This is a genomic window from Cobetia sp. ICG0124, assembly GCF_004006355.1.
Lineage (GTDB): Bacteria > Pseudomonadota > Gammaproteobacteria > Pseudomonadales > Halomonadaceae > Cobetia > Cobetia marina.
The window spans coordinates 2,919,130-2,933,937 of the sequence record NZ_CP024893.1; the positions used below are offsets into that span (position 1 = coordinate 2,919,130).

At 63.9% G+C, this 14,808-nt stretch carries 14 protein-coding genes; 7 read left to right on the forward strand and 7 right to left on the reverse strand.

All coding sequences use genetic code 11. The features are described from left to right. Positions 1-11: 11 nt before the first annotated feature. A complete protein-coding gene (locus CU110_RS13535; RefSeq protein ID WP_077379043.1) occupies positions 12-1,121 on the reverse strand; it encodes an S-(hydroxymethyl)glutathione dehydrogenase/class III alcohol dehydrogenase in 1,110 nt (369 codons plus the stop codon). A gap of 108 nt (positions 1,122-1,229) precedes the next feature. Between CU110_RS13535 and CU110_RS13540 the strand changes: the two genes are divergently transcribed. Further along, positions 1,230-2,123 carry a LysR family transcriptional regulator gene (locus CU110_RS13540; RefSeq protein ID WP_084209356.1) on the forward strand — a complete coding sequence of 298 codons (894 nt, stop codon included), beginning with the start codon at positions 1,230-1,232 and terminating at the stop codon, positions 2,121-2,123. 14 nt (positions 2,124-2,137) lie between these two features. Here the strand turns inward: CU110_RS13540 and CU110_RS13545 are convergent, their stop codons facing one another. Then, positions 2,138-3,616, reverse strand: coding sequence for an NCS1 family nucleobase:cation symporter-1 (locus CU110_RS13545; protein ID WP_240499761.1), 1,479 nt, complete (start codon positions 3,614-3,616; stop codon positions 2,138-2,140). Positions 3,617-4,286: 670 nt separating this feature from the next. Between CU110_RS13545 and CU110_RS13550 the strand changes: the two genes are divergently transcribed. From CU110_RS13550 to preA, 5 genes are all read left to right on the forward strand, one after another. Further along, entirely contained in the window at positions 4,287-5,189 is a 903-nt protein-coding gene (locus CU110_RS13550; RefSeq protein WP_084209357.1) for a nitrilase-related carbon-nitrogen hydrolase, read from the forward strand. A gap of 82 nt (positions 5,190-5,271) precedes the next feature. Continuing rightward, entirely contained in the window at positions 5,272-6,714 is a 1,443-nt protein-coding gene (gene hydA, locus CU110_RS13555) for a dihydropyrimidinase (RefSeq protein ID WP_077379037.1), read from the forward strand. Positions 6,715-6,925: 211 nt separating this feature from the next. Continuing rightward, the gene (locus CU110_RS13560) at positions 6,926-8,119 is read left to right on the forward strand and encodes an NAD(P)-dependent oxidoreductase (protein WP_276317870.1); all 1,194 of its coding nucleotides are present in this window, start codon (positions 6,926-6,928) and stop codon (positions 8,117-8,119) included. Beyond that, positions 8,089-8,322, forward strand: a complete 234-nt coding sequence (locus tag CU110_RS17775; RefSeq protein WP_276317933.1) for an FAD-dependent oxidoreductase — start codon at positions 8,089-8,091, stop codon at positions 8,320-8,322. The genes CU110_RS13560 and CU110_RS17775 overlap by 31 nt, the downstream gene beginning before the upstream one ends. Beyond that, complete coding sequence (gene preA, locus CU110_RS13565; protein WP_084209359.1) at positions 8,322-9,686, forward strand: NAD-dependent dihydropyrimidine dehydrogenase subunit PreA; 1,365 nt, start codon at positions 8,322-8,324, stop codon at positions 9,684-9,686. Before CU110_RS17775 ends, preA begins: the two co-directional genes overlap by 1 nt. A 113-nt stretch (positions 9,687-9,799) precedes the next feature. On the opposite strand, the gene CU110_RS13570 is transcribed toward preA, so the two are convergent. The 3 genes from CU110_RS13570 to CU110_RS13580 all read right to left on the reverse strand — a co-directional run bounded on the left by CU110_RS13570 (position 9,800) and on the right by CU110_RS13580 (position 12,346). Next, the gene (locus tag CU110_RS13570; RefSeq protein ID WP_084209360.1) at positions 9,800-10,420 is read right to left on the reverse strand and encodes a TetR/AcrR family transcriptional regulator; all 621 of its coding nucleotides are present in this window, start codon (positions 10,418-10,420) and stop codon (positions 9,800-9,802) included. Positions 10,421-10,511: 91 nt separating this feature from the next. Further along, positions 10,512-11,720: a CmpA/NrtA family ABC transporter substrate-binding protein gene (locus CU110_RS13575; protein ID WP_084209361.1), complete on the reverse strand. Its 1,209-nt coding sequence runs from the start codon at positions 11,718-11,720 to the stop codon at positions 10,512-10,514. A gap of 50 nt (positions 11,721-11,770) precedes the next feature. Continuing rightward, on the reverse strand, positions 11,771-12,346 hold the full coding sequence (locus CU110_RS13580; RefSeq protein WP_077379026.1) for an ANTAR domain-containing protein: 576 nt from the start codon (positions 12,344-12,346) through the stop codon (positions 11,771-11,773). A 238-nt stretch (positions 12,347-12,584) separates the two neighbouring features. Between CU110_RS13580 and CU110_RS13585 the strand changes: the two genes are divergently transcribed. Next, positions 12,585-13,943 (forward strand): NarK family nitrate/nitrite MFS transporter, encoded by a 1,359-nt coding sequence (locus CU110_RS13585; protein WP_077379024.1) that lies wholly within the window; start codon positions 12,585-12,587, stop codon positions 13,941-13,943. Positions 13,944-13,968: 25 nt separating this feature from the next. Here the strand turns inward: CU110_RS13585 and CU110_RS15850 are convergent, their stop codons facing one another. Beyond that, on the reverse strand, positions 13,969-14,136 hold the full coding sequence (locus CU110_RS15850; protein WP_164850377.1) for a hypothetical protein: 168 nt from the start codon (positions 14,134-14,136) through the stop codon (positions 13,969-13,971). Positions 14,137-14,177: 41 nt separating this feature from the next. Next, positions 14,178-14,750 carry an N-acetyltransferase gene (locus tag CU110_RS13590; RefSeq protein WP_077379022.1) on the reverse strand — a complete coding sequence of 191 codons (573 nt, stop codon included), beginning with the start codon at positions 14,748-14,750 and terminating at the stop codon, positions 14,178-14,180. Positions 14,751-14,808 lie beyond the last annotated feature (58 nt).

The following is a 14,808-nucleotide window of genomic DNA, read 5'->3' on the forward strand; positions in this document are numbered from 1 at the left end:
TCGCTCGCGGATCAGAAGCTCAGCACGGTACGGATCGACTTTCCTTCATGCAGCAGGTCGAAGGCCTCGTTGATCTTCTCGAACGGCATCTGGTGGGTGACGAAGTCGTCGAGGTTGATCGCGCCATCCATGTAGCGCTCGACGTAGCCCGGAAGCTCGGTACGGCCCTTGACGCCACCGAAGGCGGAGCCTTTCCAGACGCGCCCGGTCACCAGCTGGAAGGGACGGGTGGCGATCTCTTCACCGGCACCGGCGACGCCGATGATGATGGATTCGCCCCAGCCCTTGTGCGCGCACTCGAGCGCGGCACGCATGACCTTGACGTTGCCGATGCACTCGAAGGAGTAGTCGACGCCGCCGTCGGTCATGTCGACGATGGCTTCCTGGACCGGCACGGACAGCTTGCTCGGGTTGACGAAGTCGGTGGCGCCGAACTTGCGGGCCAGATCGAACTTGTCCTCATTGATGTCGATGGCGATGATGCGCGACGCCTTGGCCATCACCGCGCCCTGGATGGCGGCCAGACCGATGGCGCCGAGACCGAAGATGGCCACGGTGGCACCCGGCTCGACCTTGGCGGTATTCATCACCGCGCCGATACCGGTGGTGACGCCACAGCCCAGCAGGCAGATCTTGTCCAGCGGCGCTTCCTTGGACACCTTGGCCAGCGAGACTTCCGGCACCACGGTGTACTCGGAGAAGGTAGACGTGCCCATGTAGTGGTGCAGCATCTTGCCGTCCAGCGAGAAGCGCGAGGTGCCATCCGGCATCAGGCCACGGCCCTGGGTGGCGCGCACGGCGCTGCACAGGTTGGTCTTGCCGGAGAGGCAGAACTTGCACTTGCCACATTCGGCGGTATAGAGCGGGATGACGTGGTCGCCCGGCACCAGACCGGTGACACCCTCGCCCACTTCCTCGACGATACCCGCGCCTTCATGGCCCAGCACGGACGGGAACAGGCCTTCGGGGTCTGCGCCGGACAGGGTGTAGGCATCGGTGTGGCAGACGGCGGTATTGACGATGCGTACCAGCACCTCGCCGGCCTTCGGTCCTTCGACATCGATCTCGACCAGCTCCAGCGGCTTGCCGGCTTCCAGCGCAATCGCAGCACGTGATTTCATTAATATCTCCTTCAGTATGCAACACAGTCTACGCAGTGACCTTGGCGGGATTAAGCCGTCAGCACTCAGATGATTATTGTCACTCAACAACAATGATGAGGAGCGGGCATGCAGCGTTGGGACCGCATCGAAGCCTTTGTGGAAGTCGTCAGAATCGGCTCGTTTTCCGGTGCCGCCCGTCATCTCGGGGTCTCCAGCTCACATGTCAGTCGCCTGATCAGCCAGCTGGAAGCCCAGCTTGATACCCAGTTGCTCTATCGCACGACCCGTCAGACGCGTCTCACCGATGCCGGACAGGTGTATTACGAGCACTGCCATCACCTCTTCGATGGCTTCCGCGCCGCCGAACAGGCCATCGGCGACTTCCATGCCCGTCCCAGCGGCGTGCTCAAGCTGACCAGCGCCACCACCTTCGGTGAGCGCTACGTCGCGCCACTGGTCAACGACTTCCAGCTGATGCACCCGCAGCTGGAAGTGCAGATGCACTTCACCAATCGTCCGGTGGAATTGATCGACGAGGGCTTCGATGTCGCCATTCGCATGGGCGTGCTCAAGGACTCCTCGCTGATCGCGCGGCGACTGGTGGACCGCCAGGAGTATGTCGTCGCCTCGCACGACTACTTTCAGCGTGCGCCGCGCCCGCACACGTTGGCGGAGCTCTCCAGCCACCGCTGCCTGGCGGGCTCCAAGCGTGAATGGCTGTTCGAGGTCGAGGGCCAGCGACGCGAGGTGCGCATCTCCGGCAGCTGGCAGGCCAATTCCGGGCCGGCACTGCTGGACGCCACGCTCAAGGGCCTCGGGCTTGCCCAGATTCCCGACTATTACGTCGCGCCTCACCTGGCCAGTGGCCAGCTGATCTCGGTGCTGGATGAGTATCAGGTGCGCGATACCGGGGTGTGGATCGTCTATCCCCGCCACCGCCATCTCTCACCCAAGGTGCGCCAGTTCGTCGACTTCATGGTCGAGCGCTTCGAGGACGGCATCCCCGGCCTGGTGGGCTGACGCCGCCAGCGGCGTCAGGCACGCTGCGCGCCGCCACCCGGTATCGCCTCCGGCAGATGCACCGGCGGTGCCTTGACCAGCAGCTTGCTGGCCACGAAGTAGACCAGCGCCCCCAGCAGCGAGCCGGTGAACCAGCCGTAGTCGTAGAACCAGGAAAGCCCGGGCTGCGAGAAGCTGATCACCGTCAGCCCCACCGGCACGAAGAAGGCGATGAAGCCCGCTGGATTGAAGGCCGGGTAGGTGCTGCCATCCAGATAGAGCGCCGGCAGATCGAAGGACTGGCGACGGATCACGAAGTAGTCGACGATCATGATTCCCGCGATCGGCCCCAGCAGACTCGAATAGCCCAGCAGCCAGTTGGAATAGAGGCTCTCGAGGCTCACGTCGGAGACGATCCAGCCCATCTTCTTGATCAGCTCGAAGCCCATCAGCAGCACCCCGACCAGCCCGGTGAGCAGCACGCCGCGCGTCTGGTTGATGAATTTCGGCGCGATGTTCTGGAAATCATTGGTCGGCGAGACGATGTTGGCGGCGGTGTTGGTGGAGAGCGTCGCGATGATGATCAGCACCATGGCGATGGCGACCCAGCCGGGGCTGTCGATGCGACCGATCAGGTTGACCGGGTCGGAGATGGTCTCCCCCACCAGCGAGCTGGAAGCGGCCGTCAGCACCACGCCGAGCGCCGCGAAGAAGAACATCGTCAGCGGCAGGCCGATGATCTGACCGACGATCTGGTCCTTCTGGCTCTTCGCGTAACGGCTGAAGTCAGGAATGTTCAGCGACAGCGTCGCCCAGAAGCCGACCATCGCGGTCAGGCCCGCCATGAAGTAGCTGGCCACGCCATCGCCTTCGGGACGATTCGGTGGCTGGGCCAGCAGTTCGCTGATCGAGGTATGCGGCAGCGCCCACACCATCAGGCCGACCCCCACCGCCAGCAGCAAGGGCGCGGAGAGCGTCTCCAGCCACTTGATGGATTCCGCGCCGCGAATCACCACGAACAGGTTGAGCGCCCAGAAGATGAAGAAGCCGATGACCTCGCCTACCCCGCCCAGCGCCTTCCAGTCGGCCGAGAGGCTCGACAGCAGCAGGTGAATCGCCAGGCCGCCGAACATCGTCTGGATACCGAACCAGCCACAGGCGACCACCGCCCGAATCATGCACGGCACGTTGGAGCCGATGATCCCGAACGATGAACGCAGCACTACCGGAAAGGGAATCCCGAAACGCGTGCCGGGGAAGGCGTTCAGCGTCAGCGGGATCAGTACCACCAGATTGGCGACCAGAATCGTGATCAGCGCCTCGCCGACACTCAATCCGAAGTAGGCAGTGAGCACGCCGCCCAGGGTATAGGTGGGTACGCAGATCGACATGCCGACCCACAGTGCGGCGATGTTCCAGCGCGACCAGGTGCGCTCGGCACTCCTGGTCGGCGCGATATCCTCGTTGTAGCGCGGGCTGCGGGCGACGTCCTGCGCCACCACCAGCTCGATCATTTCCTCATTGCTGCGCACCATGTGCGAGCGAGTCTGTGTCGGGGCCATGAGTCCTCACCTGTTCAGCTGTTGTTATTGTTGAGGGTGATGCACGTCGCTTGTCCTGGCCGATGGCGGCATTATTGCCGTCAAATCAAACCTGTCACGCAAGACAACTTGAGAGGCAATGGCGCGGGTTTGACCGTCTGATGCCCATCAGGTGGCGACACGCCGTGTTCGCGCCAATTGTCAGTATGGTCAGGTTCCAAGCTGGTGCAAGGCGGTCTTGCACAGGGCTCATACAGACGGTCACAAGCCACTGATGTGCATTGAGTTTTCCTTTTAGTATCGCGTGAACCACGCTGATTCTTCTGGCACCACAATGGTGAATTCATGCGAAATCTTGACCGAAAATCCTTTTATAACAACAAGATAAATTCACGAGACTTTATTTGACACTTCGTCTTGCCGAACGCGGGAACACTGTCTAATGTTCATTAAGCTGACTGGTGAGACAGGATCTGCATCGGACCTTCCCTGACCCACGATACCTGCCGCGGGCATGCAGACTTTCCGGACAGGCGGAGTGATTTTCCAGGACCCATTTCGCGCCATCCCGGCTCACCCGCTCTGCCCACCAGCACTCATTGAAGACAACAACAACCGGCGCCAAGCGCCCGATGAGGATGACATGTCGAACGACTCCCGCATCTCCTACCGCGAGGATGCCGGCAAGCTGCGCTGCGCCGTCATCCAGATGGGACTCAACGTCTCCACCGACCTCGAGCCCGCACAGATCCGCGATGCCATGAACGAGGCCCACCTGCCGCTGATCGACCAGGCCGGTGAGGCAGGCGTCAAGATCCTGTGCTTCCAGGAAGTCTTCAATCAGCCCTATTTCTGCCCGAGCCAGGATGCCAAGTGGTATGCCGCCGCCGAGCGCGTGCCCGACGGCCCCACCGTCACCCTGATGCAGCAGTACGCGAAGAAGCATCAGATGGTGATCATCGTGCCCCTCTACGAGGAAGTGCAGCCGGGGGTGTACTACAACACTGCCGCCGTCATCGATGCCGACGGCAGCTATCTGGGCAAGTATCACAAGACCCACATCCCGCAGGTGGCGGGCTTCTGGGAGAAATTCTTCTTCAAGCCCGGCAAGTCCGACTGGCCGGTCTTCGACACCGCCTACGGGCGCATCGGCGTCTACATCTGCTATGACCGCCACTTCCCGGAAGGCTGGCGCGCATTGGCGCTCAACGGCGCCGAGATCATCTTCAATCCCTCCGCCACCGTCGCCGGCCTCTCCCAGTATCTGTGGGAGCTGGAACAGCCCGCCTCCGCCGCCGCCAATGGCTGCTACATCGCCGCCATCAACCGTGTCGGCCATGAACAACCCTGGGATATCGGCGAGTTCTACGGTTCCTCCTACTTCGTGAATCCACGCGGCCAGATCGAAGCCCAGGCCAGTGCCACCGAGGACGAGCTGTTGATCCACGACCTCGACATGTCAATGGTGCGCGAGGTGCGCAACAACTGGCAGTTCTTCCGCGACCGCCGTCCGGACGCCTATACCCGCCTCACCGATGGTGAATGACGGCCAGCACGATAACGACAACGACAACACGACCTGACACTCAATGCCGGACAAGGCCGCGCGATGCGGCCGGGAGAGATTCATGGCAATCCTGATCAAGGGCGGCAGCATCCAGACCCACGAAGAGCGCTACACCGCCGATGTGCTGTGTGACGGCGAGACCATCACCGCCATCGGCACCGACCTCGAGGTACCGGACGACTGCGAGGTGATCGACGCCAGCGGCTGTCTGGTGATGCCCGGCGGCATCGACCCGCACACCCACATGCAGCTGCCGTTCATGGGTACCGTCGCCAGCGAGGATTTCCAGAGCGGCACCGCCGCGGCGCTGGCCGGCGGTACCACCATGATCATCGATTTCGTGATTCCCTCCCCCCAGCAACCGCTGATGGAGGCCTATCACACCTGGCGCGAGTGGGCCGAGAAGTCGTGCTGCGACTACAGCTTCCACGTCGCCGTCACCTGGTGGGACGAGAGCGTCAGCCAGGACATGCAGACGCTGGTCTCCGATTACGGGGTCAACAGCTTCAAGCACTTCATGGCCTACAAGAACGCCATCATGGCGCCGGATGACACCCTCGTCTCGAGCTTCGCGCGCTGTCTGGAGCTGGGCGCGATTCCCACCGTGCATGCCGAGAACGGCGAGCTGGTCTACCACCTGCAGCAGAAGCTGCTGGCCGATGGCATCACCGGGCCCGAGGCACATCCGCTGTCGCGTCCGCCACAGGTCGAGGGCGAAGCCGCCAGCCGCGCCATCCGCATCGCCGGCACTCTGGGCACGCCGGTGTATCTGGTTCACGTCTCGACCGCCGATGCGCTGGAGGAGATCCGCTACGCGCGTGAGCACGGTCAGCCGGTCTACGGCGAGGTGCTGGCAGGCCATCTGCTGATCGATGAAGCGGTCTATCAGAACAAGAGCTGGGAATTCGCGGCAGGCCACGTGATGAGCCCGCCGTTCCGCTCGCTGGAGCACCGCCAGGCACTGTGGGGCGGCATCCAGTCCGGTGACCTGCAGACCACCGCCACCGATCACTGCTGCTTCTGCGCCGAGCAGAAGGAGATGGGCAAGGACGACTTCTCGAAGATTCCCAACGGCACCGCTGGGGTCGAGGATCGCATGGCGATGCTGTGGCACGAGGGCGTCAACACCGGGCGCTTCTCCGCCGAGGACTTCGTCGGCCTGACCTCCACCAACGCCGCCAAGATCTTCAATCTGTACCCGCGCAAGGGCGCGATCCGGGTCGGCAGCGACGCCGACATCGTGGTCTGGGACCCCAACGCCGAACGCACCATCTCGGCGAAGACTCACCACCAGAACATCGACTTCAACATCTTCGAAGGCCGCACCGTCAAGGGTATCCCGCGTCACACCATCAGCCGCGGCGACTGGGCATGGCGCGATGGCGAGCTGCATGCCAAGCGCGGTCACGGCCAATACGTCGAACGCCCGCCCTACCCCAGTGTCTTCGACCAGCTCAAGGCCCGCGCCGAGAGCAATGTCGTCACCGCCGTGGATCGCAGCTGACGGCCGACGAACGACTCGAACAAGACAAGACCGGCACGACTGAACGACACGACTGAACGACGGCCTGGCAGCGCACCTGACGCGCTGCCGGTCCCGAAGCGCTGCCAATCAAGGCGTTGCCAAACAAGACGCTGCTAGCGCAAGACGATCTGACTCGCCTGCAAGACCAACAACAACGACCCCGCGCCTGAGCGCGGGCAGGAGCCACACCGTGACGACATCCTCCACTCCTTCCCACTGGGCCCCGTCCGGGCTCGCGGAAGAGGCGCTGAGTGCGCGCTTCACTGATCTGCATCCGGCGCTCACCAAGCGTCAGGCCTTCATCGAGAGTTCGCGTTGCCTGTATTGCTATGACGCGCCCTGCATCAAGGCCTGCCCGACCAGCATCGATATCCCGACCTTCATCCGCCGTATCCACGATGACAATCTCGACGGCGCCGCCAGCGAGATTCTCGATGCCAATATCCTCGGTGGCAGCTGCGCCCGCGTCTGCCCCACCGAGATCCTCTGCGAGCAGTCCTGCGTGCGCAATCAGGGCGATGAGTGCCAGCCGGTGCTGATCGGTCTGCTGCAGCGCCATGCACTGGACAACGCCCAGTTCGAGGCCCACCCGTTCACGCGGGCAGCCAGCACCGGCCGGCGCATCGCCGTGGTCGGTGCCGGGCCTGCCGGGCTTTCCTGCGCCCACCGCCTGGCGCGTTTCGGCCACGATGTGGTGATCTTCGAGGCCGAGGAGAAAGCCGGTGGCCTGAATGAATACGGCATCGCTCGCTACAAGCTGACCGATGACTTCGCCGCCCGCGAAGTCGAATTCCTGCTCGAGATCGGCGGCATCGAGATCCGCCACGGCCAGCGCCTCGGCGACAATCTGGCGCTGGCCTCCCTGACACGCGAGTTCGACAGCGTCTTCCTGGGCCTGGGCCTTGGCACCAGCCATGCTCTCGGCCTGACCGGCGAGGATGCCAGCGGCCTGATGGCGGCCACCGACTTCATCAAGGTGCTGCGTCAGAGCGGCGAACTGAACGCGCTGGCAGTGCCGAGGCACGCGGTGGTGATCGGCGCCGGCAACACCGCCATCGACATCGCCGTGCAGGCCAAACGCTTGGGCGCACAGACGGTGGATCTGGTCTATCGGCGTGGCGAGGAGCAGATGTCCGCCACCCATCACGAGCAGGAAATCGCGCGGGCCAATGGCGTGATGATCCACACCTGGGCGCGTCCGCTGGCCATCGATGTGGCAAGCGACAGTGAAGTGAGGATGGTGGTGACGCCGCGCTCAATGCGATGCAGTTCGCGCGCACACGGGTCGAGGATGGCCGACTCGTCGATACCGGCGAGACCTTCACGCTGGCCTGCGATGGGGTCTTCACCGCCATCGGTCAGGGCTTCGATGACGCGAGCCTGAGCGATGCGCATGCCGCGGGGCTGGCCCGCGAGGGGGCGAAGATAGAGGTGGACGAGATGCTGCGCACCAGTCTGCCCGGCGTCTATGCCGGCGGTGACTGCATCGCCCGCGGACAGGATCTCACCGTTCAAGCCGTCGCCCACGGCAAGCTGGCCGCCGAGGCCATCCATCACGATCTGATGCTCAAGGTGGAGGCCGCCTGATGACCATTCATACCCCGCTCAATGATGACAACGCGCGTCCGGCAGGCTCTGGTTCAAGTTCTGCAGCGGCTGACGATCACGTCGCCAGCTACAAGGCCGATCTGTCGGTCAACTTCGCCGGCATCCGTGCCCCCAACCCCTTCTGGCTGGCCAGCGCCCCGCCCACCGACAAGGCCTACAACGTGGTACGCGCCTACGAGGCCGGCTGGGGTGGCGTGGTCTGGAAGACGCTGGGGGAAGACCCGGCGGCAGTGAACGTCTCCTCGCGCTATTCGGCGCACTATGGCCCGAATGGCGAGGTCAGCGGCTTCAACAACATCGAGCTGATCACCGACCGCTCGCTGGAGATCAACCTGCGCGAGATCACCCAGGTCAAGAAGGACTGGCCGGACCGCGCACTGATCGTCTCGCTGATGGTGCCGTGCGAGGAAGAGGCCTGGAAGACCATCCTGCCGCAGGTCGAGGCTACCGGCTGTGACGGCATCGAGCTCAACTTCGGCTGCCCCCACGGCATGCCGGAACGCGGCATGGGCGCGGCGGTGGGCCAGGTGCCGGAGTATGTCGAGCAGATCACGCGCTGGTGCAAGACCTACAGCTCGCTGCCGGTGATCGTCAAGCTGACCCCCAACATCACCGACGTGCGCGAACCGGCCAAGGCGGCCTGGCGTGGCGGTGCAGATGCCGTCTCGCTGATCAACACCATCAACTCCATCACCCATCTGGACCTCGACCGCATGGTCGCGCATCCCATCGTCGGCGACCGCAGCACCCATGGCGGCTACTGCGGCAGCGCCGTGAAGCCCATCGCGCTGAACATGGTGGCCGAGATCGCGCGCACGCCGGAAACCGCCAACCTGCCGATCTCGGGTATCGGCGGCATCTCCAACTGGGAAGATGCCGCGGAATTCATCGCCCTCGGCGCGGGCAGCGTGCAGGTGTGCACCGCGGCGATGCTGCACGGCTTCCGTATCGTCGAGGAGATGAAGGACGGCCTGGGGCGCTGGATGGACAGCAAGGGCTATCAGCGGATCGAGGAGTTCTCCCGCGCGGCGGTGCCCAACACCACCGACTGGAAGCAGCTGGACATGAACTACCAGGTGATCGCGCGGATCGACCAGGACAAGTGCATCGGCTGCGGACGCTGCTACATCGCCTGCGAGGACACCTCGCACCAGGCCATCCTGCATCTGGCCAGGGACAACGGCACCGCCCGCTATGAGGTGAAGGACGCCGACTGCGTGGGCTGCAACCTGTGCGAGATCACCTGCCCGGTCGAGGACTGCATCACCATGGAAGTGCAGGACACCGGCAAGCCGTACATGAACTGGATGGAGGACCCGCGCAACCCGCATCGCGCGGCGTGACCAAACAGAAAGGGGCTGCCAGCAATGGCAGCCCCTTTTCAATGGTCTCATGATCCATCAATGATGATCATTGTTAGCCTTAGGGTAATGTAATAATGACATCACCTGATGACTCAGGCGGACAGGCCAACGCCCTTCAGCAGCACCCGCGTGACGTTCTGCACCGCCTGCTCGAATTCGCGATCACTCAGCGCCTTGCCCTGATTGAGCACCGTGATCTGGTGGTCGAAGTCGGCGTAGTGCTGGGTGCTGGCCCAGATCATGTACAGGTAGGCGGAAGCATCGACGTTGTCAATGCGCCCCTCACTGATCCACTGGCGCAGGCGTGACTTCTTCATCTCGGCCCACTCGTCGAGCCACACCGTCAGCTCCTCGCCCAGCACCGGCGCGCCCTGCATGATCTCGCTGGCCCATACCTTGGAGCCATACGGACGCTGGCGCGAGTGCATCATCTTGGCGCGAATGTAGGTGGAGAGCACCAGCTGCGGGTCGTCATAGGCTTCGAAGCACAGCGCATCTTCCTTCCACAGCGCCAGCAGACCATCGAGGACCGCGCGATACAGCGCTTCCTTGGTGCTGAAGTAGTAATGCAGATTGGACTTGGGCAGCTCTACCTCGGCGGCAATATCGACCATGCTGGCGCCGACATAGCCCTTGAGAGCGAAGATCTTTTCGGCGGCGAGCAGGATGCGGCCGACATTATCCTTGCGAATCTGAGACTTGCGAGTGGTCATGCGATCCCCTGACGCGGTGCTGGCAGTGGGATGAGAATATCATAACCGCACTGCCAACATGCCTGAGCCGACAGGTTTCGCGCCAGCGGTGTCATTCGAAGACCGCCCCATCGATGAAGCCATCCGCCGGCATCGGCACCTGGCCCGCCTCTCCGCTCAGCCACCAGGGCGCCGGATGCGTGCCTTCGCTGCGCTCATCCGCCACCGGCACCACCATGCCCAGCTTGCGGGCTGCGCTGCGGTAGAGGTCCGGGCGTACGCAGCGTGCCAGGGTCGCTTCGAGGTCATTGTCGCTGACTCCCTCGAGATGCCCCCAGCGCTGCATCTGGGCGGCATACCAGCGGGTCTGCGAGCGCCACGGGAAGTTGGCCGCATAGCGATGGAAGATGGTCCAGCCGGGATTTTCCCGCTGGAACGCCTCCACCGACTGCTCGACATCCACATCGCGCAGTCCACGCGCCACCACCGAAAGCGGCACTTCCTGCATGCCTTCATCATGCAGCCACTGCGCGGCCTGCTCACGGTTGCCCGGGCGGTCCAGCCAGGCACAGGCCTTGAGCAGCGCACGAATCAGCGCCTGATGCGCCAGCGGGTGCTGCTCCGCCCAGTCCTCGCGCACGCCCAGCACCTTTTCCTGTCCGAAGCGCCAGATATCATGACTGCCCGCCACCACCTGCCCCATGCCCTGCACGGCGGCCAGACTGTTCCAGGGCTCTCCGACACAGAAGCCGTCCAGCGCGCCACTTGCCAGCTGGGCGGCCATCAACGGCGGGGCCACCGCACGCATCTCGATGTCGCGATTCGGGTCGATCCCGCCGGCCGCCAGCCAGTAACGCAGCAGATAGCGGTGCGAGGAGAAGGGATGCACGCTGGCAAGCTTGAGCGCCGCCTCCCCACGCTCGCGGCGCGCCTGCACGTGCGCCGCCAGCGCCCGAGACACCGCCAGCGGAGAGCCCAGGTCATGCCCCTCCTCGGCCAGCGCCGCCATCAGGGCCCGCGACAGGGTGATGGAGTTGCCGCCCAGATTGAGCGTCATCGCGCTGATCACCGGTGTGGCGCGGCCATCCAGCCCCAGGGTCGAGGTCAGCGGCATCAGCGCCAGCATCTGCGCGCCCTGCAACACGCCGGTCTGCAGGTCATCGCGCAGTGCCGCCCACGACGGCTGCCACTTGAGCGTCACGGCCAGCCCCTCCTCACGGAAGAACCCCTGACGCTCCGCCACCACCAGAGGAGCCGCGTCATTGAGCGGCATCAACCCCAGCGTCAACTGATGGCCATTGAGAAGAGAATCACTGAGCATCACATCCACCTTTTGAACGATCGAAAGAGAAGGACATCACGAGACTCGGCTCAGTGCCGACGCGACGCCTTGAGCAGCTCATCGGCCAGCTCGTGCAATGCCAGACGCCGATTCATCGCGGTCTTGCGCAGATATTGGTAGGCCGCATCCTCCCCCAGTCCGCGACTCTCCATCACCAGCGCCTTGGCGCGATCCACGCTGCGCCGCTGTATCAGAGTGGTCTGGGTGCGATTGAGTTCGCCCTTGAGGGCACGGTGAGCCTCGAAGCTGGTGATGGCCACCTCGACCATGCTGCGCACCATCGCCGGCATGACGTGATCCACCACGTAAGCGGACACGCCGGCGCCAGCCGCCTGGCGCACCAGGTCCGGCGCGTCCTCACTGGCCAGCATGATCATCGGCTTGGGATAGTGACGCCCCAGCTGGCCGAGGTGCTCGAGGGTGTCACGGCTGGGCAGGTCGGCGTCGATGATCACGGCATCCGGCTGATGGTGCTGCACCAGCGCATGCAGGTCCTCGTGTTCATCGACCCGCAGCGCCACCTCGAAGCCGGCGCTCAACAGCGCCTGCTCCAGAGCGGCGGAACGCTCGCTGCGCACATCGACGATCAACACGGTCACGGGCATATCAGGCTTCCTTGGCCAAGCCCTTGATATGACGGGGGTTGGACGCACAACACCCCCGCAAGTGGCGCGCTACTTGCTTTGCATCATCCATGACGTGGACCAGGCTCCCGGGAGTACGAGTGCGTCGAACCAGGCCCCTCAATGACGAGGCGCCCCGCTGTCGTTCACAGCTGTTCGACCACCCGTCGTGCGCCGAGACCCTGGCGTCCGGCACCGACGCTGTACCAGGAGCCCACTCATGGATATTCGCAACAAGGCCAGCCGTATCCGGCTGTTCAGCTTCAATACCCCGCAGATGCGCGCCTTCCACATGTCGTGGTTCGCCTTCCACGTCTGCTTCTTCGGCTGGTTCGGCATCGCGCCCTTGATGGCCGTGGTGCGCGATGACCTCGGCCTGACCAAGACCCAGATCGGCAACACCATCATCGCCTCCGTCGCCATCACGGTGATCGTGCGACTTGCCATCGGCGTGCTGTGTGATCGCATCGGGCCACGCAAGGCCTACACCTGGCTGCTGTGCCTCGGCTCTCTGCCGGTGATGTGCATCGGCTTCGCCGACAGCTTCGAATCCTTCTTCCTCGCCCGTCTGGCCATCGGTGCCATCGGCGCGTCCTTCGTCATCACCCAGTACCATACCTCCGTGATGTTCGGCCCCAACGTGGTCGGCACCGCCAATGCCACCACCGCCGGCTGGGGCAACCTGGGCGGCGGCACCACCCAGATGCTGATGCCGCTGGTGATGGCCGGCCTGCTGATGCTGGGCGTCGAGCAGACCCTGGGCTGGCGTCTGGCGATGGTCGTGCCGGGCATCGTGCTGTTCCTCACCGGGATCGCCTACTACTTCTTCACCCAGGATGCGCCGGACGGCAACTTCAGCGAGCTGCGTGAGCGTGGGGAGCTGCCGAAAGCCGAGAAGGAATACAGCATGCGCGCCACCTTCGGCGCGGCGGCTCGCGACATCCGTGTCTGGGCCCTGTTCCTCGTCTACGGCGCCTGCTTCGGGGTCGAGCTGACCATCAACAACGTCGCCGCCATCTACTTCTTCGATCACTTCGACCTCGATCTCGCCACCGCCGGCCTCATCGCGGGCCTGTTCGGCCTGATGAACCTGTTCGCGCGCACCCTGGGCGGCGTCTTCTCCGACCTGTTCGCCCGTCAGTCCGGCCTCAAGGGTCGCGTGCGCTGGCTGTTCATCGCGCTGCTGTGTGAAGGCGTGGCGCTGGTCGGCTTCGCCCAGATGGAAACCCTCGCGGTGGCCATCGGCATCATGCTGGTGTTCAGCCTGTTCGTGCAGATGGCGGAAGGCGCCACCTTCGGGATCGTGCCCTTCGTCAATCGCAAGGCACTGGGCGCGGTGGCCGGTATCGTCGGCGCGGGCGGCAACGCGGGGGCTGTCGCCGCGGGTTTCCTGTTCCGCAGTGAAGAACTGACCTACCAGGAAGGCCTGATGTATCTGGGCATGGGCGTGATCGTGATCTCGCTGTTCGCCCTGCTGGTGCGCTTCAGCGCCGCCACCGAGGCCGAGGAAGGCCGCGCCTATGAAGCCGCCGTCGCGGAACGCAAGCAGCAGAGCGACCAGCAGCCCGTGTCTGTCTGAGCCTGTCTCTTCCTACGGCCAGCCATCAGCTGTCGGTGGCGTTCTCGACGCTGTCACCGGCGTCTTCCACGGCGTTGTCCATCTTCTCGCCAGCCTTCTCCATCGGGCCCTCGTCCTCGCAACCGGCGAGTGACAGGCCACCGAGACCCAGCATGGCAATCATCAGCGAACTACCCAGAGTCTTGAGCTTCATGATGTCTCTCCTTGAATCATCGGTCGGGATAACGCCCCGGCTCAGAGGCCCAGGTCAGAGAAACCATGGTCGAAGAGCACCTCGCCTCCCAGCCCCGCCAGATAGTCCGGCACCAGCTCGATGGCCACGAAGGCGCCAGGCACATCCTCGTGATGGCAATAAAGGCCGTAATGGCGCGCCGGATGAAAGCCCAGATGTGCATAGAACTCGGCATGACCCGCCGCCACCACGGCGCCCGCTCCCAGCAGACGACAACGCTTGACCGCCGAGATCACCAGCCGCTTGCCGATGCCATGACGCTGGTGCTGGGGCAACACCGCCAGAGGCGCCAATGCCATCAGCACGCGCCCCGGACAGCCGGAGAGTTCCACGCGCGAGGCCATCACATGCCCCAGCAGCCCTCCTTCGCCTTCACTGAGGTGACGCCCGCTTTCCGGGTCAGAGAAGCGCTCGGCCACCAGCGAGATCTGCGCCAGATCACTGCGACGCAGTCTGTCGCCCAGGCGAGCCTCCCGGTGGCCGGCAAACACGGATTCATGGATGCGGTAGATGCGCTCATGATCGATGAGACGTTCTTCACGGATGCGAAGATTATCGGCGGGGTTGTCAGTCATCACGAGTTACCGGTTCAGCGCCCTGTCGATCAGGGCCGTCACCCCCAAGCTTAGCCAC